Source organism: Puerhibacterium sp. TATVAM-FAB25 (genome assembly GCF_046535855.1).
Taxonomy (GTDB): Bacteria; Actinomycetota; Actinomycetes; order Actinomycetales; family Cellulomonadaceae; genus Puerhibacterium; species Puerhibacterium variabilis_A.
The window spans coordinates 102,128-123,736 of record NZ_JAXUAK010000007.1; the positions used below are offsets into that span (position 1 = coordinate 102,128).

Annotated in this window: 17 protein-coding genes; 6 read left to right on the forward strand and 11 right to left on the reverse strand. The window is 75.7% G+C overall.

Annotation, left to right across the window (positions count from 1 at the left end):
* Positions 1-5 precede the first annotated feature (5 nt).
* The 3 genes from U5M74_RS08830 (at position 6) to U5M74_RS08840 (ending at position 1,446) form a co-directional block, all read left to right on the forward strand.
* Entirely contained in the window at positions 6-236 is a 231-nt protein-coding gene (locus tag U5M74_RS08830) for a PTS glucose/sucrose transporter subunit IIB (protein WP_069984131.1), read from the forward strand.
* Positions 233-691 carry a PTS glucose transporter subunit IIA gene (locus U5M74_RS08835; protein WP_410908161.1) on the forward strand — a complete coding sequence of 153 codons (459 nt, stop codon included), beginning with the start codon at positions 233-235 and terminating at the stop codon, positions 689-691. Before U5M74_RS08830 ends, U5M74_RS08835 begins: the two co-directional genes overlap by 4 nt.
* Positions 692-780: 89 nt before the next feature.
* A complete protein-coding gene (locus U5M74_RS08840) occupies positions 781-1,446 on the forward strand; it encodes an HAD family hydrolase (RefSeq protein ID WP_410908163.1) in 666 nt (221 codons plus the stop codon).
* A gap of 49 nt (positions 1,447-1,495) precedes the next feature.
* Here the strand turns inward: U5M74_RS08840 and U5M74_RS08845 are convergent, their stop codons facing one another.
* Positions 1,496-1,870 carry a DUF5655 domain-containing protein gene (locus tag U5M74_RS08845; RefSeq protein WP_410908165.1) on the reverse strand — a complete coding sequence of 125 codons (375 nt, stop codon included), beginning with the start codon at positions 1,868-1,870 and terminating at the stop codon, positions 1,496-1,498.
* A 137-nt stretch (positions 1,871-2,007) separates the two neighbouring features.
* Entirely contained in the window at positions 2,008-4,038 is a 2,031-nt protein-coding gene (locus tag U5M74_RS08850) for an NHL domain-containing thioredoxin family protein (protein WP_410908167.1), read from the reverse strand.
* Positions 4,039-4,218: 180 nt separating this feature from the next.
* Between U5M74_RS08850 and U5M74_RS08855 the strand changes: the two genes are divergently transcribed.
* Complete coding sequence (locus tag U5M74_RS08855) at positions 4,219-5,052, forward strand: aldo/keto reductase (RefSeq protein WP_410908169.1); 834 nt, start codon at positions 4,219-4,221, stop codon at positions 5,050-5,052.
* A 43-nt stretch (positions 5,053-5,095) separates the two neighbouring features.
* Positions 5,096-5,812, forward strand: coding sequence for a hypothetical protein (locus tag U5M74_RS08860; protein WP_410908171.1), 717 nt, complete (start codon positions 5,096-5,098; stop codon positions 5,810-5,812).
* Positions 5,813-5,869: 57 nt separating this feature from the next.
* On the opposite strand, the gene U5M74_RS08865 is transcribed toward U5M74_RS08860, so the two are convergent.
* The 4 genes from U5M74_RS08865 to U5M74_RS08880 form a co-directional block, all read right to left on the reverse strand.
* The gene (locus U5M74_RS08865; protein WP_410908173.1) at positions 5,870-6,730 is read right to left on the reverse strand and encodes an ABC transporter permease; all 861 of its coding nucleotides are present in this window, start codon (positions 6,728-6,730) and stop codon (positions 5,870-5,872) included.
* Complete coding sequence (locus tag U5M74_RS08870; protein WP_410908175.1) at positions 6,727-7,710, reverse strand: ATP-binding cassette domain-containing protein; 984 nt, start codon at positions 7,708-7,710, stop codon at positions 6,727-6,729. Before U5M74_RS08870 ends, U5M74_RS08865 begins: the two co-directional genes overlap by 4 nt.
* A gap of 214 nt (positions 7,711-7,924) precedes the next feature.
* The gene (locus tag U5M74_RS08875) at positions 7,925-10,144 is read right to left on the reverse strand and encodes a YhgE/Pip family protein (protein ID WP_410908177.1); all 2,220 of its coding nucleotides are present in this window, start codon (positions 10,142-10,144) and stop codon (positions 7,925-7,927) included.
* On the reverse strand, positions 10,141-13,158 hold the full coding sequence (locus U5M74_RS08880) for an MMPL family transporter (protein WP_410908179.1): 3,018 nt from the start codon (positions 13,156-13,158) through the stop codon (positions 10,141-10,143). Before U5M74_RS08880 ends, U5M74_RS08875 begins: the two co-directional genes overlap by 4 nt.
* A 169-nt stretch (positions 13,159-13,327) precedes the next feature.
* Between U5M74_RS08880 and U5M74_RS08885 the strand changes: the two genes are divergently transcribed.
* Positions 13,328-14,002, forward strand: coding sequence for a TetR/AcrR family transcriptional regulator (locus U5M74_RS08885; protein WP_410908181.1), 675 nt, complete (start codon positions 13,328-13,330; stop codon positions 14,000-14,002).
* 146 nt (positions 14,003-14,148) lie between these two features.
* Here U5M74_RS08885 and U5M74_RS08890 read toward each other — a convergent pair whose 3' ends face one another.
* The 5 genes from U5M74_RS08890 to hisC all read right to left on the reverse strand — a co-directional run bounded on the left by U5M74_RS08890 (position 14,149) and on the right by hisC (position 21,531).
* Complete coding sequence (locus U5M74_RS08890) at positions 14,149-16,323, reverse strand: cytochrome c oxidase assembly protein (RefSeq protein ID WP_410908183.1); 2,175 nt, start codon at positions 16,321-16,323, stop codon at positions 14,149-14,151.
* A gap of 112 nt (positions 16,324-16,435) precedes the next feature.
* Complete coding sequence (locus tag U5M74_RS08895; protein ID WP_410908185.1) at positions 16,436-17,992, reverse strand: dihydrolipoamide acetyltransferase family protein; 1,557 nt, start codon at positions 17,990-17,992, stop codon at positions 16,436-16,438.
* 82 nt (positions 17,993-18,074) lie between these two features.
* Positions 18,075-19,061: an alpha-ketoacid dehydrogenase subunit beta gene (locus U5M74_RS08900; protein ID WP_410908187.1), complete on the reverse strand. Its 987-nt coding sequence runs from the start codon at positions 19,059-19,061 to the stop codon at positions 18,075-18,077.
* Positions 19,058-20,212 (reverse strand): pyruvate dehydrogenase (acetyl-transferring) E1 component subunit alpha, encoded by a 1,155-nt coding sequence (pdhA, locus tag U5M74_RS08905; protein WP_410908189.1) that lies wholly within the window; start codon positions 20,210-20,212, stop codon positions 19,058-19,060. Before pdhA ends, U5M74_RS08900 begins: the two co-directional genes overlap by 4 nt.
* A 251-nt stretch (positions 20,213-20,463) precedes the next feature.
* A complete protein-coding gene (gene hisC / locus U5M74_RS08910) occupies positions 20,464-21,531 on the reverse strand; it encodes a histidinol-phosphate transaminase (RefSeq protein ID WP_410908291.1) in 1,068 nt (355 codons plus the stop codon).
* Between the last annotated feature and the right edge of the window lie 78 nt (positions 21,532-21,609).

A 21,609-nucleotide genomic window follows, 5' to 3' on the forward strand; every position in this document is an offset into this window, starting at 1 on the left:
ACCCCATGAGCAAGGCAGAGCAGATCCTGGCCGGACTCGGCGGCGACGACAACATCGTCGACCTCGAGCCGTGCATCACCCGGCTGCGGGTCGAGGTCGACGACCCGGCGCGCGTCGACGAGAAGGCGCTCACGGCCGCCGGGGCTATCGCCGTCGTCCGGTCCGGCACCGCGGTGCAGGTCATCGTCGGCCCCGAGGCGGACACGCTCGCCTCCGACATCGAGGACCTGCGGTGACCGTCGAGGCCGTCTCCCCGGTCGCCGGCACGGTGATGGCGCTGGCCGACGTGCCCGACCCCGTGTTCTCCGCCGGCTACGTGGGGCCCGGCCTCGCGGTGGCGCCCGACGCCGGCGCGGGGCGCACGGTCGTCGCGCCCGTGACCGGGACCGTGGCCAAGCTGCACCCGCACGCGTTCGTCGTGGCGCAGGCGGACGGGCGGGGCGTGCTGGTGCACCTTGGCATCGACACCGTGCAGCTCGACGGCGAGGGCTTCACGCTGCACGTCGCCGAGGGCGACGCCGTCGAGGTGGGGCAGCACCTGGTCACCTGGGACCCGGCCGCCGTGGCCGCCGGCGGGCGCTCCGCCGTCGTGCCCGTGGTGCTGCTCGACGCCGCGCCCGACGCGCTCAAGGACGCGCCGGAGCCCGGGACGTCGGTGACGGCCGGGGACGTGCTGTTCCGCGCGGAGTGACCGCGCCGCTGCGCGCCGAGACCTGAGAAGTGGCCGCCTCCACGGCGTCGGAGGCGGCCACTCCTCAGGTCTCGGGGAGAATGAGCGGCGTGAGCCAGCAGACCAGCGCCCCGATCCGCGCCGTGGTGTTCGACGTCGGCGAGACCCTGATCGACGAGACGCGGATCTGGAGCCGCTGGGCCGAGCGCCTCGGCGTGCCCGCGCTGACGCTCCTCGGGGTGCTCGGCGGGTGCGCCGCGCTCGACCTGCCGCACCGCGAGGCGTTCCGGATCATCCGCCCCGGGTTCGACGTCGAGACCGAGGAGGCCGCGTGGGCCGCCGAGGACCCCGACGGGCTGCGCAACGGCTTCGACGCCGAAGACCTGTACCCCGACGCCCGGCCCGCGCTCGCGGCGCTGCGGGACGCCGGGCTGCGCGTCGTGATCGCGGGCAACCAGCCGCTGGCGGCGCTGGCCGCCCTCAGGGCGATGGACCTGCCCGTGGACGCGATCCGCAACTCCGCCGAGATCGGCGCGGAGAAGCCGTCGCCGGAGTTCTTCGCGGCCGCCGCCGAGCTCGCGGGCGTGCCGGCGGCGCAGACCGCCTACGTGGGCGACCGCCTCGACAACGACGTGCTGCCGGCCGCCGCGGCCGGGATGCGGCCGGTCCTGGTCCGCCGCGGGCCGTGGGGGTACCTGCACGCCGAGCGCCCCGAGGCGGCGCGGGCGACGGTCGTCGACTCCCTCGCCGAGCTGCCGCGGGTCCTCGCCGCCTGACCGGCCCTCGCCCGAGGCCGCGTGCCCGGGCCGCGTGCCGGCGCCGGGCTCAGCCGGCGGCGTCGTAGGCCTCGGCGAGCCAGTCGCGCACCTCGTCGTCCACCTGGGCGACGTCGGTGAGCCACAGGTGGTGCATCCACAGGTTCGCCCGGGGTTGCGCGACGTCGCGGAAGCGCTCGGAGGGCAGCCGGCGCGGCAGCGCGACCGACAGGACGGCGGGCGCCTCGTGGTGGCCGACGCGGTCGGGCGGCCAGACGTACGCGAAGCCGCGCCGGGGCCGGCGGAACGTCACCTGCGTCCGGCTGACGCGCACCTCGTGCTCGCCGAGCTCGGCGACGGCGGCCGCGACGGCGTCGTGGAGCGCCAGCCCCTCCGGGGAGCCCGCGAAGAGGTCCTCGGCCGTGCGCCCGTCGTCGTCGCTCACGCCCCCACGCTAAGGACCCCCGCCGAGATAGAAAACCGGACCGCCGAGATAGAGACCCCTCCCGCCGAGATAGAGAGGTTGCTCTTTATCTCGGCGGGATGGGTCTCTATCTCGGCGGGAGCCTTCTCTATCTCGCGTCAGCCGCGCAGCGGCAGCGTCAGGGCCGGGCCGTCGGCGTCCTCGGCCGGCACGACCGTGACCGGCACGCCCCAGTCCTGCTGCGCCAGGTGGCACGCGGGGAAGACGTCCGGCAGCGGCTCGCCGTCCGGGCCGAGCGGCACGATGTCGCACGACGCCGCCTTGGCGGTCACGTGCAGCACACCCTCGGCGACCTCCGGGTTGATGACGAGCTCGCGCACCAGGTCGGTGCCGCCGCCGGCGCCCTCGAGCAGCAGCTCGGGCGGGGTGGCGCTGACCTGCAGCGACGTCGCGGGGCCCCAGCGCTCGTCGAGCTTCTGGCCCGGCGCCGGGACGAACGGCACCTCGAGGCGCAGCGCCCCGCCCGCCACGGGCGTCGCCGGCCGCTGCGTGCGGCGGGCGCCGCCGTCGAGCACCTCGCCGGCGAGCGTGGCCGGCAGGGCCACCCGCGTGAGCCGGTGCGCGGCGGACTCGACGACCAGCAGGTGCACCCCGCCGTCGTCGGTGACCTGCACCAGCACGTCGGACGGCTCGGCCAGGCCGGTGGCCAGCGTGGTCACCTCGCCGGCGACGCGACCCTCCGCGTCGACGGCGCCGGGCTCGCCCGTCGGCGCGAACCGGCGCAGCGCGCCGTTGTAGGTGTCGGCGACGACGACGGAGCCGTCGGGCAGCGTGGCCACGCCGAGCGGGTGCTGCAGCAGCGCCTGCGCGGCGTCGCCGTCGCGGTGGCCGAAGTCGAACAGGCCCTGCCCGACGGCGGTGGTCAGCTCGACGTCGTCCGTGCCGGTGGGCGTGACCCGGCGGAGCGCGGAGGTCTCGGAGTCGGCCAGCCACAGCGCACCGTCCGGCGTCCCGTCCGGGCCGACGGACGGCACCAGGCCGGACGGCTGCGCGAACCAGGCGCCCGCGCCGTCGCCGTCCTCGAGGCCCTCGTTCATCGTGCCGGCCAGCAGCCGCAGCGACGCCTGCTCGCCGTCGAACGCCCAGAGCGTGTGGTTGCCGGCCATGGCCACGACGAACGCCGCCAGCTCCGGCGACCACGCCACGTCCCACGGCGAGGACAGCCGCACCTGCAGCGGCGGGTACTCGTCGCCCGCCTGGAAGGCGGTGGGCTGCTCGCCGGGCACGACGACGTTCTCCTGGCCGCCGACCATGAACTGCTCGCCCGTGCCGGCCACCGTCGTGACGGCGCCGTCGGCCAGGCGCACGCCGCGCAGGACGTGGTTGACCGTGTCGGCCACGAGCACGTCGTACCCGAGGCGCTCGCGCAGCTCGGCGGGCACCAGCGTCAGGCCGTTGGGCTCGCTGAACCGGGCCTCGTCCGGGCCGCCGTCGACCAGCCCGCGCTCGCCGGAGCCGATGCGCCGCACGAGCGTCTCGCCGTCGGCGGCCAGCTCGGCGAGCGAGTGGTGCCCGGCGTCGGCGACCAGCAGCGTGCCGCCGGGCAGCTCCACCGCCTTGGCCGGGAAGCGCAGCGTGCCCGACGTCGGCTCCGGGGCCACGTACGGGCCGTCGCCGCGGTGCAGCGTGCCCTTGACCTCGTGCTCGACGACGAGCTGCTCGACCAGCGCGGCGACCGCGGAGGCGTGCCCCTCCCCCGCCATCTGCGCCACGACGTAGCCCTCGGGGTCGACGACGACGAGCGTCGGCCAGGCGCGGGCGGTGTACGCGCCCCACGTGACCAGGTCGGGGTCGTCGAGGACCGGATGGCGCACGTCGTAGCGCTCGACGGCGGCGCGCAGGGCGTCCGGGTCGGCCTCGTGCTCGAACTTGGGCGAGTGGACGCCGACGATCACCAGGACGTCGCGGTGCGCCTCCTCGAGCTCGCGCAGCTCGTCGAGGACGTGCAGGCAGTTGATGCAGCAGAACGTCCAGAAGTCGAGCACCACGATCTTGCCGCGCAGGTCGGCCAGCGTGACCGCCTTGCCGCCGGTGTTCAGCCAGCCGCGGCCGACCAGCTCGGAGGCGCGTACGCGGGGCAGGTCGGCGCCGGTCTTGAAGGTGCTGAGGGAGGTGGTCGACTGCGTCACGGAGACAGTCAACCCGACGAGGTCGCCGGTCGTTCCCGCTGTCCACGGAGTGTTCCGCATGCTGGACAGTGCGTCCGGCCGCGAGATCCGACGCGGACACGGCGCGGACGGGGCGCGGACACGGCGCGGACACGGCGCGGACGACGTGCCCCGCCGGGGCCGAGTCGCCAGGATGGGCGGGTGAGCATCCCGTCGATCGACCTCAACAACGGCGTCGCCATCCCGCAGCTCGGCTTCGGCACGTACAAGCTGCCGCCCGCGGACACCCGCGACCTGGTGCTGCGCGCCTTCGAGGCGGGCTACCGCCACGTGGACACCGCGCAGATGTACCGCAACGAGCGCGAGGTCGGCGAGGCCGTGGCCGCCTCGGGCCTGCCGCGCGACGAGCTGTTCGTGACGACCAAGCTCAACAACGCCTTCCACGCGCACGACGACGCCCTGGCGGCGTTCGACCGGTCGCTCGAGGCGCTGGGCCTGCAGCGGGTGGACCTGTTCCTCGTCCACTGGCCGCTGCCGGCCCAGGGCCGATACACCGAGGCGTGGGCGGCGCTGGAGGAGATCTACGCCTCCGGCCGCGCCCGGGCGATCGGCGTCTCCAACTTCCAGCCGCACCACCTGCGCCGCGTGCTCGCCGAGGGCACGGTGGTGCCCGCGGTGAACCAGGTGGAGGTGCACCCCTACCTGGCCCAGGACGAGGTGCGGGCCTTCGGCGCCGAGCACGGCATCGTCACCGAGGCGTGGTCGCCGCTGGGCCGCGGCGCCGTGCTCGGCGACCCGGTCATCGCCGAGGTCGCCCGCCGCCACGGCCGCACGCCCGCCCAGGTGGTGCTGCGCTGGCACCTGCAGCGGGGCGACGTCGTGTTCCCCAAGTCGGCGACGCCGGAGCGGATCGTGGAGAACGCGCAGCTGTTCGACTTCGAGCTGCCGGCCGACGACATGGTCGCGATCTCGGCGCTGGACCGCGGCGAGCGCACCGGGTCGCACCCCGACGAGATGAACGACACCGGCCGGTGACGTCGGCGTCGGCCGCGCGGGCCCGGGCCGCGGGGGTGGCACCGTGACCGTCCAGTCGTGGCTCGAGGTGGGCGGCTGGGTCGGCTCGGTGCTCGTCGTCCTGTCCCTGACGCAGGCGCGGGTGCTGCGCTTCCGGTGGCTCAACCTCACCGGCTCGGTGATCGCCACGGCGTACAACGCGATCCTGGGCATCTGGCCGTTCGTCGCGATGAACGGCGCCATCTGCCTCATCAACGTCTACTGGCTGGCGCGGCTGTACCGGGAGCGGCACGACGCCGCGGCGTACACGGTCGTCGAGGTCGCGCCGGACGACGCCTACCTGCTGCACGTGCTGCGCACCCACGCCGCCGACATCGCCGGCTTCGCGCCCGGCTTCCGCGCGGAGCCGGCACCCGACGAGCGGCGGTACGCCTTCCTGGTGCAGCGCGGCGACGAGACCGTCGGCGTCGTCGAGGTGCGCGACGCCGGACCCGACGGCACAGCGCCCGGCGCAGCGCCCGGCCCGGCGTCGGCGCCCGCCGGCGAGGCCCCGGGCCGCACCGCCGTCGTCGAGCTCGACTGGGTCAGCCGCCGCTTCCGCGACTTCACGCCCGGCGAGTTCGTGCACCGGCGCAGCGGGGTCTTCGCGGGCAAGGGCTTCACCCGCGTGGTGGTGCCGCACGCCGCGCCGCACGACCACGCCTACCTGCGCCGCGTCGGGTTCGTGCCCGACGACGCCGGCGAGCGCTGGGTGCGCGACGTCGCCGCGCCGCCGGCCTGAGCCGGCCGGCACGGCACCACGGCGCGGCACCACGGCACGGCGCGAGGGCGCGACGGCTCAGATCACCTTCTTCGTGGCCCGGATGCCCACGACGATCCCGACGAGGCAGGTGACCACGGCGGCGATCGCGCACCACGCCACCTTCGGGTCGTCGAGGCGCCCGGCGAACAGCAGCCGCTCGCCGTCCACCATGTAGGTGAGCGGGTTGAAGCGCGACGCCGTCTGCATCCACGCCGGCCCGGCCTCGAGCGGCAGCATCATCCCGGAGAGGATGAGCAGCGGGAACAGCAGCGACTGCTGCACGCCCCAGAAGAGCCACTCGCGGTTCTTGGACGCCAGCGCCAGGGCGTGGCTCAGCGCGCCGACCCCGATGCCGAAGACGCCGAGCAGCACCAGGCCGAGCAGCGCCGGCAGCGGGTGCAGGGTGAACCCGAACGGCACGCACACGAGCGCGATGATCACGCCCTGCACCAGCAGCGGGGCGAACTCCTTCAGCGCCCGCCCCACCAGGATCGCCGAGCGGCTCAGCGGCGTGGCCAGGACCCGCTCGTAGGAGCCGGTCATGACCTCGTACAGCAGGTTCGAGCCGGTCATCGAGGTGCCGAACAGGCAGATCATCACGATGACGCCCGGGACGAACCACTGCAGCGTGTCGCCGGTGCTCGCGCCGCCCGGCGCGCCGAACCCGCTGCCGAACGCGCCGGTGAGCAGCGGGCCGAACAGGCCGAGGAAGATCAGCGGCTGCAGCAGCGAGAAGATCAGCGTGAACGGGTCGCGCAGGGTCAGCAGGATCTCGCGGGTGAACACCGCCCAGGTGTCGGCGAGGAGCTTGCCGGGCCCGGTGCGGGTGACGATCCGGGGCGCCTCATGGTCGACGGCGGTCCCGGCGGCGGTGGTGACGGACGTGGTGCTGGTCATGCTGCGGCCTCCTCGCGCAGGCTGCGACCGGTGAGGTTGAGGAAGACGTCGTCGAGGCTGGCCTGCTTGCCGCTCGCCGACGTCACGGTGAGGCCTGCGGCCCGCAGCGCCTCCATGACGCCCGGCAGCCGCTCGGCGCCGTGGGCAGTGCGCACCACGACCCGCAGCTCGCCGTCGCGCCGGCTCACGGCGACCTCGCCGCCGCCCACGACGTCGGGCCGCAGCGCCGCGACCACCGCGTCCTCGTCGGTGGAGGCGACGCCGAGCGTGAGCACGTCGTCGGCGTGCTCGTGCTTGAGCAGGTCGGGCGGCGCGTCGGCGACGATCTCGCCGTGGTCGATGACGACGACGCGCTCGGCCATGCTGTCGGCCTCGTCGAGGTAGTGCGTGGTGAGCACGATGGTCATGCCGTAGCGCTCGCGCATGGCGGCGATGTGCTCCCACAGGTTGGCCCGCGAGTGCGGGTCGAGGCCCGTGGTGGGCTCGTCCAGGAACAGCAGCGGCGGGTGGTTCATGAGGCCCAGCGCGACGTCGAGGCGCCGCCGCTGGCCGCCGGAGAGCGACTGCACGCTGCGCTTCTCCAGGCCGCCGAGCTCGAGCGCCTCGACCAGCGTGGCCGCCCGCTCCTTGTACACCTGCGGCGCCAGCCCGTAGAACCGGCCCTGGTTGTGCAGCTCGTCGCGCACCTTGTAGGAGAAGCCACCGCCGTTGCCCTGCCCGATGAACCCGATGCGGGCGCGCACCTGCTCCGGGTGGGCGACGACGTCGTACCCGGCCACCTCGGCGCTGCCCGAGCTCGGGGCCAGCAGCGACGTCAGCATCCGCAGCGTCGTCGACTTGCCCGCGCCGTTGGGGCCGAGGAACGCGACCAGCTCGCCCTCGGCCACGTCGACGTCGATGCCCTTGACGGCCTCGATCACCTCTTTGCGGCGGTGGAACGTCCGTACCAGCCCGCGCGCCCTGATCATCCCGGTCGGCATGCGACCACCTCGTCGTCAGTGGGGAGTGGATCGCCGGAGTGACCCGGCTCACACCACGCTAGACCGCACCACCCACACGGAGTCATCGCCTTTTCGCGCGACCGGACACGGGACGGCGCCCGGGCCCGCGCGGGACCCGGGCGCCGACCACGCCGCGCCGCCGGCGGCGGCTGGGGACGACTCGCGACTCGGCGACCCGCTATCCGGCGACCCGCTACGCGGCGACCAGCTCCGCCGCGCGCACCCGCCGCCGCCGTGCCGTGGCCGCCACGGTGAGCGCCACGCCCAGCAGCGTCCAGCCCACGAGCGCCGCGACGGCGCCCCCGGTGCCGCCCACCTCGGGGATCACCAGCCCCGCCAGCGCGTCCTGCGCGGCGCCGACGGGCAGCACGTCGGTGATCGTGACCAGGATCGCCGGCACGGTGGCCACCACCCCGGTCGCGATGGCCAGGACGGCCACGAGGATGCTGGCCGCCCGCCCGACGTCGCCGAGCAGGCCCACCAGGCCCTGGTTGACCGCGACGAAGCAGACCGACACCAGCGCGCCGACCAGGATGGTGCCGACCCACCCGCCGGCCGACAGGCCCTGGACGCCCGCCAGGATGCCGCCCACGACGGCGCCCGTGGCGGCGCCGACCGCCGCCGGCGCGAGGACCGACCGCACGGCCAGGCGCAGCGAGCTGCGCGTGGAGCCCAGCGCGCCGGGCGCGACCGGTGGGTACACGAGGGTCAGCGCGAGCGCGCCCAGCCACAGCGCGACGACGGCGAACAGGGGGCCGGTGGACCCGCTGCCCAGGCTCGTGGGCGCCGGCGACCGCACGGGGTCCGCGACCACCGAGGCGAGCGACGCGCGCTCGCCGTCGTCGTAGGACGGCACCTGGTCGACGGCCTGCGACAGGCCGCCCGCCAGCTCGTCCGCGCCGCCCCGGAGCTGGCCGACGCCGGACGACAGGTCCGCGGCGCCGGTCTGCAGGCCGTCCGCGCCCGAGGCGAGCTGCCCCACGCCGGAGGACAGCGCCGAGGCTCCGCCCTGCAGGCCGTCCGCGCCCGAAGCGAGCTGCCCGACGCCGGAGGACAGCGCCGAGGCACCGCCCTGCAGGCCGCCCGCGCCCGAGGCGAGCTGCCCGACGCCCGACCGCAGGTCCCCGGCGCCGCCGGCGACCTGGCCGGCGGCGGTCTCGAGCTGGTCGAGACCCGCGGCGAGCTCGCCGGAACCGGTCGCGAGGCCCTCGGTCCCGGCGGCGACCTGCTCGGCCGCCGGCGCGATCTCGGCCGCGGCGCCGGCCAGGTCGCCGACGGCGGAGCGCAGCTGCCCGGCCTGGTCCAGCGCGCGGTCGAGCTGGCCGAGGCCCGCCTCGAGGCCGCCGACGTCCACCTGGCCGGCGAGCTGCTCGGCCACGGCGCAGGCGACCTCGTCGCCGTCCGCGCACGCCTCGCCCAGGGTGGTGAGGGCCCGCTGGAGAGCCGGGGCGAGCTGCTCGAGCAGCGCGCCGGTCTCCGGCAGGGCGGGGACCTGCGGAAGCGCCTGGTCCAGCTGCTGCAGGCCCTGGTTCAGGCCCGCGACGCCGTCGGCCACGCCCCGCGCGCCCACGGCGACCTCGCCCGCGCCCTCGGCGAGGCCGCGGGCCGCGTCGGCGCTCTGCCCGATGCCGGCCGCGAGCTGCCCCGCGCCGTCCGCGAGCCGCCCCGCGCCCGTCGCCGCGGCGGCCGCGCCGCTGGCGAGCTGCCCCGCGCCGTCCGCGAGCTCGCCCGCCCCCGCGGCCGAGGCGGCCGCGCCGTCGGCGAGCTGCCCCGCGCCGTCGGCGAGCTGGTCCGCCCCGGAGGCCGCCGACCCGGCGCCGTCCGCGAGCTGGGTCGCGCCGTCGGACGCCTGCCCGAGCTGGTCGTGCAGCGTGGTGAACCCGACGAGCACGTTGTCCACGTAGGTCTCGGTGATCGAGGAGCTCATGACGTCGGTCGCGGTGGTCGCGACGATGCCCGCGAGCGCCTCGTCGACGACCCGGCCGCCGGGCGGCGTCGCGACGTCGATCGTGGCCTGCTGCGCGGCGGACGGGTCGTCGCCGCCGACGGAGGTGGCCGCGGCGGAGAAGTTCTCCGGGATCGTGATGACGGCGGCGTAGGTGCCGTCCTCCAGGCCGGCCGCCGCGTCGTCGGCGTCGGTGATCTGCCAGTCGTAGCCCTCGTCGGACGCCGGCACCGCGCGCGCCGTCGGGTCGGTCGACGGCGCCTGCCCGCTGACGAGCCCGGCGACGAGCTGGCGGCCGAGGGGCACGGTCTGGCCGCCGACCTCGACGGGCTCGTCGAGGTTGACGATGGCGGCGCGCACCGTGTCCAGGCGCTCCTGCGGGTTCCACAGCGCGGCCAGCAGCAGCGCGAGCGCCAGCACCGGCAGCAGCGCGACGGCCACCACGCTCCAGGGGTTGCGGCGGGTCATGCCGGCACCTCGTTCCGTGCGGTCTGCGGGTCGGGACTCCCGGGGCCGCCGACGGCGGCGGGCTCGGGCGCGGGGTCGGTGGCGGTCACGTCGAGGACGGCGGCCCGGACCGGGGCGATCTCCTCCGCCTCGGCCACCGCGACGTCGTCGCCCACCACGCCCAGCAGCACGCCGGCGCCGGCCGCGTGGGCGCGCCGCAGGGCGGCGGCGACGCCGGCGCGCCACGCCAGGTCGCCCAGCGCCTCGGTCCGGTCGACGACCACCACCCGGGCGCCGTCGGCGACCGCGGCGTCCACCGCGGCAGCGGTGCCGCCGCCCAGGCGCGCGGCGTCGAGCACCGCCACACGGCCGCGGATCGCGGAGGCCCGCTCGGGCAGCACCAGGCCGGTGACCTTGACGGTGCCCGCGTCGGGCGTGAGCCGGCCGGCGACGGCGAGCAGGAACGCGCTCACCGGCGGGGCGCTGGGGCCGGCCACGACGAGCGCGCCGCCGTCGGGCACCCGCACGCTCAGGGGACCCACCAGCGTGCCCTCGCCGCGCGGGCCCCCGACGTGCAGCCGGTGCGCCACGAGGGCGTCGGTGGCGCCGGGCTCGGGCCAGCCGGCCAGCGCCAGCTCCTTGGCCACGCCCTCGCCCTCGACGTCGAAGTGCGGCAGGGCCCGGTCGAGCCACCGCGGCATCCACCACGCGTGGTCGCCGAGCAGCGCCATGACGGCCGGCACCAGCACCATGCGGACCACGAACGCGTCGACCGCCACGCCGACGGCCAGGCCGAGCGCGATGGGCTTGAGGTTCATGTCGCCCTCGGGCACGAACGCCACGAAGACGGCGAACATGATGATCGCGGCGGCGGTGACCACCCGGGCCGAGCCCTGGAAGCCGGTGAGCACCGCGGCCCGCGCCGCGCCGGGGCGGCGCGCGGAGTGCACGTAGTCCTCGCGCATGCGGGAGACCAGGAACACCTCGTAGTCCATGGCCAGGCCGAACAGCACGCCCATCAGCACGATCGGCATGAAGGAGATGACCGGCCCGGTGCGCGTGACGCCGAGGGCGTCCGCGAGGAAGCCGTGCTCGAACACGAGCGTCACCACGCCGAACGCGGCACCCACGCTGAACAGGTAGCCGACCGAGGCCTTGATCGGCACCCACACGGAGCGGAACACCATCGTCAGCAGCAGCAGCGACAGGCCGACGACGACGATGCCGAACGGCAGCAGCGCGGCGCCCAGCTTGGCCGAGACGTCGATGCCGACGGCCGTGCTGCCGGTGACGGACAGGTCGACCCCGTACTCGTCGAGGAAGTGGTCGTGCAGCGAGCGGATCTCGCGCACGAGGTCCTCGGTGGCCTGCGACGTGGGGCCGCCCTCGGGTGTCACCTGGACGATGCCGGTGTCGCCGGAGAGGTTCGGCGTGGCCGTGGGCACGTCCGCGACGCCGGGCAGGACGCGCAGCTCGTCGGCGATCTCGTTCATCAGCCCCACGGGGTCGGTGCTGGTGACGATGGTGCCGGTGACGATCAGCGGGCCGTTGTAGCCGGCGCCGAACTCCTCGGAGACCAGGTCGTAGGTGACCCGCGCCGAGTTCTCCTCGGGCAGCACGCCCGCGTCGGGCAGGGCCAGGCGCAGGTCCAGGGCCGGGTAGGCCAGCAGGCCCACGAGGACGACGACGGCGGCGATCGTCAGCGCGGGGATGCGCGTGACGGCGCGGACCCACTTCCCGAAGAACCCGGTCGGCTGCGCGGGGGCGTGCGCGGAGGCGGCCTCCGGCGCCAGGGTCGGCGTGGGCGTGGCCACCGCGCCGTCGACGACGCCGCCGGCGGCGTGCCTCCCGGCCGCCGGCTCGCCCGGGACGGCGTCGGCCGCCGTCGCGTCGACAGCCATCCCGTCGACCGGCGCCGCGTCGGCCGGTGCGTCGTCGCCGGCGACGCCGGCAACGGGCTGCGGCGCGACGGCGTCGCGCGCCGCGCGCCGGCCCGCCCGTGCCGACCGCGGCTTGGGCCGCAGGCGCTCGCCGGCGAAGCCGAGCAGCGCCGGCAGCAGCGTGAGCGACACCAGCACGGCGATGCCGACACCGACCGCCGCGGCGACGCCCATGACGGTGAGGAACGGGATGCCGGCGACCCCGAGGCCCACGAGCGCGATCATCACGGTGAGCCCGGCGAACACGACGGCGGAGCCGGCCGTCGCGACCGCGCGGGCGACCGACTCGGCGACCTCGACACCGTCGCGCAGCTGCTCGCGGTGGCGGGAGACCACGAACAGCGCGTAGTCGATCCCCACCGCCAGGCCGAGCATGACGGCCAGCATCGGCGTCGTGGAGTTGATCGGGCCCAGCGTGGTGGCCGCGAACAGCAGGCCCATGGTGACGCCGACGCCGACGATCGCGTTGACGAGCGGCAGGCCGGCCGCCACGAACGAGCCGAGGGTCACCACGAGCACCACGAGGGCCACCAGGAGGCCCAGCGCCTCGAGGATGGACAGGGCGGGGAAGCCGGTGGCGAACAGCTGGCCGCCGAGCGACGCCTGGGCGCCGGCCGGCAGCGCGTCCTGCAGGTCGGCGGTGGCCTCCTCGAGCGCGGTGCTGGTGGCGTCGGTGATGGTGCCGACGTCGCCGTCGAGCTGCACGGTCAGCAGCGTCGCGTCGCCGTCCTCGTTGACGTCGGCCGGCAGCTGGTCGTCGTACGGCGAGGTCACCGCGCTCACCTGGTCGAGGTCGCCGATCCGGTCGACGGCGTCCGTGACCGGGCCCTCGACGTCGGCGTCCTCGATGCTGCCGCCGTCGGGCGCGATGACGATGATCTGCGCCGAGGTGCCGCTGACCTGCGGGAAGGTGGCCGACAGCTGCTCGAGCGCCTGGCTCGACTCCGTGCCGGGGATGGTGACCTCGTTGTCGAGGCCCTGGTTGACGAGCACGCCCACGCCGCCGACGACGACGAGCAGGCCGACCCACAGGAGCAGCACGAGGCGGCGGGCGCGCACGGCCCACCGGCCGAGCGCGTAGAGGACTGAGGACACACCGGCTCCCCGGGATGCGACGACGGTGACGATGCACGACTGTATCCGATACACAGACGTATCCGATACACCGGCGTATTCGACTAGGATGGCGGGATCGCCGCGGCCGAGGCCGCCCGACCTCCGCCGCCGGAGAACCCGCGCCGCCCCCGTCCACCCAGGAGACCGTGTGCCCACCGAGCTCGCCACCCTCGGGTCCGCGGACGGGCCCGAGCCTCGCCCGGCGCCTCCCGCCCGCTCGGCGCGCCGTGAGCGCACCCGCGAGCGGCTGCTGGAGGCAGCGGCGTCGGTGTTCACCCGCGACGGGTTCCAGGGCGCCTCCATCGAGGCGATCTGCGACGCCGCCGGGTTCACCCGCGGGGCCTTCTACTCGAACTTCGCGAGCAAGGAGGAGCTCTTCCTCGCCCTCACCGAGCGCCAGGCGCGACAGGCCGTGGCCGCGATCGAGGCCACGGTGGCCGGGCTCGACCGCGGCGTGGTGGGCCGCGACGGGCTCGACCGGGACGCGGTGCGCTCGGTGATCGACGCCGTGACGTGCGCGCAGGGGGCCGAGCACAGCTGGTTCGCCATCAGCGCGGAGTTCGAGCTGCTGGCGCTGCGGGACCCGGAGATCGGCGCGCGCTGGACGCAGCAGCAGCAGGCGCTGCGCGCCGAGCTCGCCGCGGCGCTGCGCCGCGTGCTCGACGGGATCGGCGCCCGGTTCGTGGTGGAGCCGCGGGTCGCCGTCGACCTGCTCCTGGGCGCCTACGCCGACGGCGCCCGCACGGCGTTCGTCGCCGGCCGCACGACGGCGGACCCCGAGGCGCTCGAGGCGCTGGTGAACCTGCTCGTCGAGGGGCACTGACCCCATACCGCCGCGGCCCCGTCCCGCCAGCGCGGCCCCGTCCCGCCAGCGCGGCCCCGTCCCGTCAGCGCGGCACCTCGTCGTCAGGTCGGCACCCCGAGGTACCGACGTGACGACGGGCTGCCGACCTCGGTGGCTGCGACCGCCTAGCGGTCCGAGCGGGCGGTGCCGGGCGGCGCGGAGCCCGGTGCCTGCGCGGAGCCCGGTGCCTGCGCGGAGCCCGGTGCCTGCGCGGAGCCCGGTGCCTGCGCGGCGTCGCGGTCGGCGATCCGCGCGAGCATCGCGTTGTACTGGTCGAGCTCGGCGTCGCCGTCGCGGTCCGCCTTGCGGTCGCGGCGGCGGGCCTCCCGCTCGTCGGACCTCGTCCACATCACGGCGACGACGATCGCGAGCGCCACCGTCGGCATCTCACCGATCCCCCACGCCACGGCGCCGCCGCGCTGCTGGTCCTCGATCGCGGTCAGCCCCCACGGCCGGCCGGTGTTGCCGAACCAGTCGGCGACCAGCAGCGCCGTCTGCGACATCAGCGCGACGCCGAAGAACGCGTGGAACGCCATCGTGGCGAACAGCAGCACGAGCCGCTGCGGGAACGGCGGGCGGTTCGGGCCCGGGTCGATGCCCACCAGGGCGTTGGCGAACAGGTACCCGGCGAGCGTGAAGTGCACGACCATCCACACGTGCCCCACGTGGGAGCGCAGCGACCACTCGAACAGCGGCGAGTAGTAGAAGACGATCATGCCGGCCACGAACACCACGGCAGCCACGACCGGCTTGGAGACGAACGTGCCCCACCGCGAGTGCACGAACACCAGCACCCACTCGCGCGGCCCGCGCGAGCCGTCCTTGCGGGCGGGCACGGCGCGCAGCAGGAGCGTGACGGGGGCCGCGAGCACGAGCAGCAGCGGCACGAGCATGGCCAGCACCATGTGCTGCACCATGTGGGCGCTGAAGAGGATCTCGCCGTAGATCGTCGGGGCGCCGTTGGTGTCCCACGCGACGATGGCGACGCCGGCGACCCACGAGATCGTCCGGCCCACGGGCCAGCGGTCGCCGCGGCGGGCCAGCCGGCGCACCCAGCGCAGGTAGACCACGACGGCGGCCACGCAGGCGAACGCGAACAGCGGGTCGAGCCGCCACTCGGTGAACCACCGCGCGGCGCTCAGCTCCGGCGGCAGGGGGTTGCCGGTGAGCTGGTAGGCGGGGCTGCCGTCGAGGGGCACGTCGTCCGGCACGGGCGGCGCCGTGGACGACAGCGCCACGGCCACCCCGGAGACGGCGCCCATGACGGCGAGCTCGACGGCGAGCAGGCGCCAGAACAGCCCGCGCGAGGGAGCGCCGTCGCCGGCGGTGAGGCGGCCCACGACGCCGCGGCGGTGCGCCCAGCCGAGCGCGCCGAGCAGCACCATGAGCACCGCCTTGGCCAGCAGCAGGATCCCGTACCGGGTGCCGAGGCCGTCGAGGCCGCCCAGGCGGATCCAGCCGTTGAGCACGCCGCTGACCGCCACGGCCGCGAAGCACCACCCGGCGATGGGCGAGAACCGCTCGACGGCGACCTCCCAGCCCTCGCCGGCGGCCCGCCCGCGGCCCCGGGCGCCGCGGCCCGTCGCGGCGGCCGGCTCCGCCGTCGTGCCGGGGCGCGCGATCACCAGCGCGGCGATGGCCCCGAGCCCGCCGACCCACAGGGCCGCGCCGACCAGGTGCAGGAACATCGCGCCGGTGGCGAGCGTGTGGTTCGCGGCGCCGGCGGCGTGGCCGGTCGAGGCCTGGAACGCGAGGGCGGTGAGCGGCACCAGCGTGCTCCACAGGGCGCCGGTCGCGCCGCGCACCGCCAGCGCGAGCGCCGAGGTGACGGCGGCGAGCAGCACGATGGTCAGCCACGTGCGGCCCAGCTCGATGCTGGTGAGGAACTGCCCGAGGCCCGCGCCGAAGCCCTCGGCGTCGAGCGGCGTGCCGGAGACGTTGGAGTAGCGCAGCACCAGGCCCAGCACGCCGACCAGCGCCCACGCCATCGCGGCGGCGCCGGCCGTCGACAGCGCGAGGTCGCGCAGCCGCCCCGCCGGCAGCAGCGTGGCGGCGGCCACCAGCGCACCGAGCGCCACCGACCCGGCGAGCTCGCTGAGCACCGTGGTGACGGGCAGCCCCCAGCGCACCACGGCGCCCGGGTCCGCGAACCCGGACAGCGCCGCGAACGCGCCGCTGAACCCGCCGCCGACGAGCACGGCGAGCACGGCGACGACGACGGCGATCGGCCCCGCCGCGACGAGCCACGCGGGGCGCGGCGCCACGGTGGTGGCAGCGGTGGAGGGGGCGCGGGTGGTCACCGTTCCAGCCTAGGTGCCGGTGCGCGCCCGGCCGCCGCCGGGGCCGCCACTGTGACGCACCTCCCCGGTGACGCCCCCCGCAGACGGTTCCAGAAGGCGGGGTGTGGCGGGGTCAGCCCCAGACGAGCCCGCGGGCCGGGTCCTCGAGCACCTTCGCGACGTCGGCCAGGAACCGCGCGCCGAGCTCGCCGTCGACGAGGCGATGGTCGCCGCTGAGCGCGAGCTGGGTCACCCAGCGCTTCTTGATCCTGCCCTTGTGGACCCACGGGACCTGGCGGATCGCGCCGAAGGCGAGGATCCCCGCCTCCCCCGGGTTGAGGATCGGCGTGCCGGTGTCCGTGCCGAACACGCCCACGTTCGTGATGGTGAACGTGCCGTCGGTCATGGCCGCGGGGGTGGTGCGGCCGGCGCGGGCGGTGGCGGTGAGGTCGCCGATCGCCTGCGCGAGGCGCAGCAGGTCGAGCGTGTGGGCGTCCTTGATGTTGGGCACGACCAGGCCGCGCGGCGTCGCCGCGGCGATGCCCAGGTTCACGTAGTGCTTGTAGACGATCTCCTGGGCGGCGTCGTCCCAGCTCGCGTTGATCTCCGGGTGCCGCTTGACCGCCAGGAGCACCGCCTTGGCGGCGACGAGCAGCGGGGTGACGCGCACGCCCGCGAAGTCGCGGTCCTCCTTGAGCGCCGCGACGAGCTTCATCGTCCGGGTCACGTCGACCGTCTGGAAGACGGTGAAGTGCGGCGCGGTGAAGGCGCTCGCGACCATCGCCTCGGCCGTGCGCTTGCGGACGCTCTTGATCGGCACGCGGGTCTGGCGGCCGTCCGAGGTCACCGAGCCGGACGCGAGCCAGGGCTGGTCGTCGTCCGGGTAGGTGGCCAGCGCCTGCGGCCGGGCCGCCTCGCTGTGCGCGACGACGTCCTCGCGCGTCACGATCCCGCCGGGACCGGTGGGGTGCACCGACGCGAGGTCGACGCCGAGGTCCTGGGCGAGCTTGCGCACCGGCGGCTTGGCCAGCACGCGGGCGCCGTCGCCGGCGGGCAGGGAGATCGTGCCGCCGTCGGGGGCGACGCGGCGCGCGGGCTCCGCGGCCGACGTCGTCACGACGGAGGCGGGCGGCGCGGGCGCGGCGGGCGCCGGCGCGGTGGGAGCAGGCGCGGTGGGAGCAGGCGCGGTGGGAGCGGGCGCGGCGGGCTGCGGCGCCGCGGCGCGGGCCGGTGCCTCCGCCGCGGGCGCCGTGGCGACGGCCGCACCCGCACGACGGCGGCGCCGTGCGGCACCGGCACGCTCGGCGGTGCCGTAGCCCACCAGCACCGACCCGGAGCCCTCGCCGGAAGCGGCAGCCGGCGCGGCGGCGGCCGGAGCCTCCGCACTACCGGCGGCGGCCGCCCCGGCGTCGGACCCGGCGTCGGACCCGGCGTCGGACCCGGCGTCGGACCCGGTCGCGACCTCGATGATCGGCTTCCCGACGTCGACCGTGTCGCCCTCCTCGACGAGCAGGGACACGACGGTGCCGGCCCACGGGGACGGCAGCTCGACCAGCGACTTGGCGGTCTCGATCTCGACGATCACCTGGTTGACGGCCACGGTGTCGCCGGGCTTGACGCGCCACTCGACGATCTCGGCCTCGGTGAGGCCCTCCCCGACGTCCGGGAGCGGGAACCGCTGGGTGCTCATGGGCGAACTCCTTCCACCGGGACCCGGGTCCGCAGGGGATCCTCGTCAGGATCCCCCCAGGGACCCGGGTCTCGGCGCTGCGTCAGAACGAGAGGGAACGGTCGACGGCGTCGAGCACGCGCTCGACGCTCGGCAGGTAGTCGTGCTCGAGCTTGGCCACCGGGTAGGGCGCGTGGAACCCGCCCACCCGCAGCACCGGCGCCTCGAGCGCGTAGAAGCACTCCTCGGTGATGCGGGCGGCGACCTCGCCGCCCACGCCGTGGAACACCGGCGCCTCGTGCACGACGACGCAGCGCCCGGTGCGGCGCACGCTCTCGACGACCGTCGGGAAGTCGATCGGCGAGACGGCGCGCAGGTCCACCACCTCGGCGCTGGTGCCCTCGGCGGCGAGCTCGTCGGCCGCCTTGAGCGCCGTCGCGACCGACGGCCCGTAGGCCACGAGCGTCACGTCGGTGCCGGCCCGCGCCACGCGCGCCCGGTCGAGGATGCCCTCGGCCGGCGCGGCGTCCAGGTCGACGTCGTCCTTGGACCAGTACCGGCTCTTGGGCTCGAGGTAGATCACCGGGTCCGGCGAGGCCACGGCCGCGCGGATCATGTCGTAGGCGTCCTGCGGCGTCGACGGCGAGACCACCCGCAGGCCGGCCGTGTGCGCGAACAGCGCCTCGGGGCTCTCGGAGTGGTGCTCGACGGCGCCGATCCCGCCGCCGTAGGGGATGCGGATGACCACGGGCATCTCGAGGCGGCCGCGCGAGCGGTAGCGCATCTTGGCGAGCTGGGTGGTGATCTGGTCGAACGCCGGGAAGACGAAGCCGTCGAACTGGATCTCGCACACCGACCGGTAGCCGCGCAGCGCCAGGCCGACCGCGGTGCCGACGATGCCGGACTCGGCCAGCGGGGTGTCGACGACGCGGGCTTCGCCGAAGTCCTTCTGCAACCCGTCGGTGACGCGGAAGACGCCGCCGAGGCGGCCGATGTCCTCGCCCATGAGCAGCACGCGCTCGTCGCTCTCGAGCGCGGCGCGCAGGCCCTCGGTGATGGCCCGGGCGAACGTCAGCTTCTGCGCCGTCATCGCGCCACCTCCTGCGGGGCGGTCCCCTGGGTCTCGTCCTCGTACCGCGCCAGCCAGGCACGCTCCTCGTCGACCTGGGCGTGCGGCGTCGCGTACACGTCGTCGAACATCGCCGAGGTGGGCGGCGCGCCGAGCTCGCGCACCTCGCGGCGCAGGCGCTCGCCGAGCGCCTCGGCCTCGGCCTCGAGGTCGGCGGCCCACGCGTCGTCCCACGCGTCCTCGGCGCGCAGCAGGGCCGCGAGCCGGTCGATCGGGTCGCGCCGGCGCCAGTAGTCCTCCTCGGCGCGGTCGCGGTAGCGCGTCGGGTCGTCCGACGTCGTGTGCGCGCCCATGCGGTACGTGAAGGCCTCGACGAACGTGGGGCCGCCGCCGCCGTGCGCCCGCTCGAGCGCCTCGGCCGTCACGGCGTAGCAGGCGAGCACGTCGTTGCCGTCCACCCGCACGCTCGGCACGCCGAAGCCCTCGCCACGCTTGTAGATCGGCACGCGCGCCTGGCGGGTGGTGGGCTCGGAGATGGCCCACTGGTTGTTCTGGCAGAAGAACACCACGGGCGCGTTGTTCACGGCCGCGAAGACCAGGCCTTCGCTGACGTCGCCCTGGCTCGTGGCGCCGTCGCCGAAGTAGACGACGACGGCGGTGTCGCGCTCCGGGTCCCCGGTGCCGACCAGCCCGTCGCGCTGCACGCCCATCGCGTAGCCGGTGGCGTGCAGGGCCTGCGAGCCGATGACCAGCGTGTACAGGTGGGTGTTGGTCGCCGCCGGGTCCCAGCCACCGTGGTCCTCGCCGCGGAAGAGCCGCAGGCGGTCGACCGGGTCGACCCCGCGCACCTGCAGCACGCCGTGCTCGCGGTAGCTGGGGAAGACGTAGTCCTGCGGGGCGAGCGCGCGGCCCGAGCCGACCTGGGCGGCCTCCTGGCCCCGGCCCTGGGCGTACAGGGCCAGCTCGCCCTGGCGCTGCAGCGCCGTCGCCTCGTCGTCGAAGCGGCGGGTGAGCACCATGTCGCGGTAGAGCTGCCGCAGGTCCTCGCCGGTCAGGTGGGCCACCCGCTCGCGGTACCCCGCGTTCTCGGTGGTGGTGACGCGGGCGCCGTCGGGCGCCACGAGCTGCACGAGCGGGACGTCGCTGCCGACGTCGATGGCCTCGGTGCCCACACGCTCTCCTTCGCGGTCGGGAGGAACCTACGGTTTCGTAGCCTACGCAAGCGTAGGTTGTCCGCACGCGGTCGCACCCCCCGGCAGCGCCGCCAAAGTGTGCCGGAGGGGCTTTGGAGGTTTCCTCCAACCCGGTCCCGCTGCCTGGGACGGCGCGCGCCGCGCCGCTCGCCGCCGAGAGGTTGTGGGCACAGGACACGCCGGGCGGTCCGCAGATCGCCCGGCGTGTCCTGTACCCACAGCGAGGGAGGTCAGACGGTGGCGCGCCAGCCCTGCGCGACCTCGAGCAGCAGGTCGTTGGCCTCGGGCTCGCCGATGCTCACGCGGATGCCGTCGCCGGCGAACGGGCGCACCAGCAGCCCGGCCGCCGACGCCTCGGCGGCGCGCGCCGTCGTGGCCTCGCCGAAGGGGAACCACACGAAGTTGGCGTGCGACTCCGGCAGCTCCCAGCCCTGCGCGGCGAGCGCCTCCACCACCCGGGTGCGCTCGGCGACCAGCGCCTCCACCCGCGCGATCAGCTCCGTCTGCGCGGCGGGCTGCAGCGAGGCGATGGCGGCGCGCTGCGCCACGTGGGAGACGCCGAACGGCGTCGAGACGGCGCGGATGCCCGCCACGAGGCGCGGGGAGCCGACGGCGTAGCCGACCCGCAGCCCGGCCAGCCCGTAGGCCTTGGACAGGGTGCGCAGCAGCACCACGTTCTCGTGCCGGTTCATCACCTCGACACCGTCCGGCGCCTGCGGGTCGCGCACGAACTCCAGGTACGCCTCGTCGACGACGACGAGCACGTCGCTCGGCACCGCGGCGACGAACCGCTCGAGCTCGTCGCGGTGCACCACCGGGCCCGTGGGGTTGTTGGGCGTGCACACCAGCACCACCCGCGTGCGCGGGGTGACGGCGGCGGCCATCGCCGGCAGGTCGAGGCGGCCGGCGGCGTCGACGGGCACGGTGACGGCGGTGCCGCCCGCGACCGCGACGGCGATCGGGTAGGCCTCGAAGGACCGCCACGGGAACACCACCTCGTCGCCGGCGTCGACCACCGCCTGCAGGATGTGCGCCAGCACGGCGACCGACCCGTTGCCGACGACGACCTGCTCGCGCGAGACGCCCGCGTGCTCGGCGAGCGCCTCGACCAGCTCGCTCGCGTACATGTCCGGGTAGCGGTTGGCCTCGGCCGCGGCCGTGGCGATCGCCTCGAGCACGGACGGCAGCGGCGGGTACGGGTTCTCGTTCGACGACAGCTTCCACACCCGCTCCCCCGCGCCGGCACGGGCGCCGGGGACGTAGGGCGGCAGGGCCTCGACGGCGTCGCGCAGCGGCACGTGGCCGTGCGGCGGCGCGTGGACGGTCGCCTCGGGTGCGGACGTTGCGGGGGCGGACGTGGCGGTGGCGGGCGTGGC

What these genes read in the sequence shown, in the direction of transcription:
- U5M74_RS08830 (WP_069984131.1), top strand. Translation starts at nt 6, where the DNA reads ATGAGCAAGGCAGAGCAGATCCTGGCCGGACTCGGCGGCGACGACAAC.
- U5M74_RS08865 (WP_410908173.1), bottom strand. Translation starts at nt 6,730, where the DNA reads ATGACCAGCACCACGTCCGTCACCACCGCCGCCGGGACCGCCGTCGAC.
- U5M74_RS08870 (WP_410908175.1), bottom strand. Translation starts at nt 7,710, where the DNA reads ATGCCGACCGGGATGATCAGGGCGCGCGGGCTGGTACGGACGTTCCAC.
- U5M74_RS08875 (WP_410908177.1), bottom strand. Translation starts at nt 10,144, where the DNA reads ATGACCCGCCGCAACCCCTGGAGCGTGGTGGCCGTCGCGCTGCTGCCG.
- U5M74_RS08895 (WP_410908185.1), bottom strand. Translation starts at nt 17,992, where the DNA reads ATGAGCACCCAGCGGTTCCCGCTCCCGGACGTCGGGGAGGGCCTCACC.
- U5M74_RS08900 (WP_410908187.1), bottom strand. Translation starts at nt 19,061, where the DNA reads ATGACGGCGCAGAAGCTGACGTTCGCCCGGGCCATCACCGAGGGCCTG.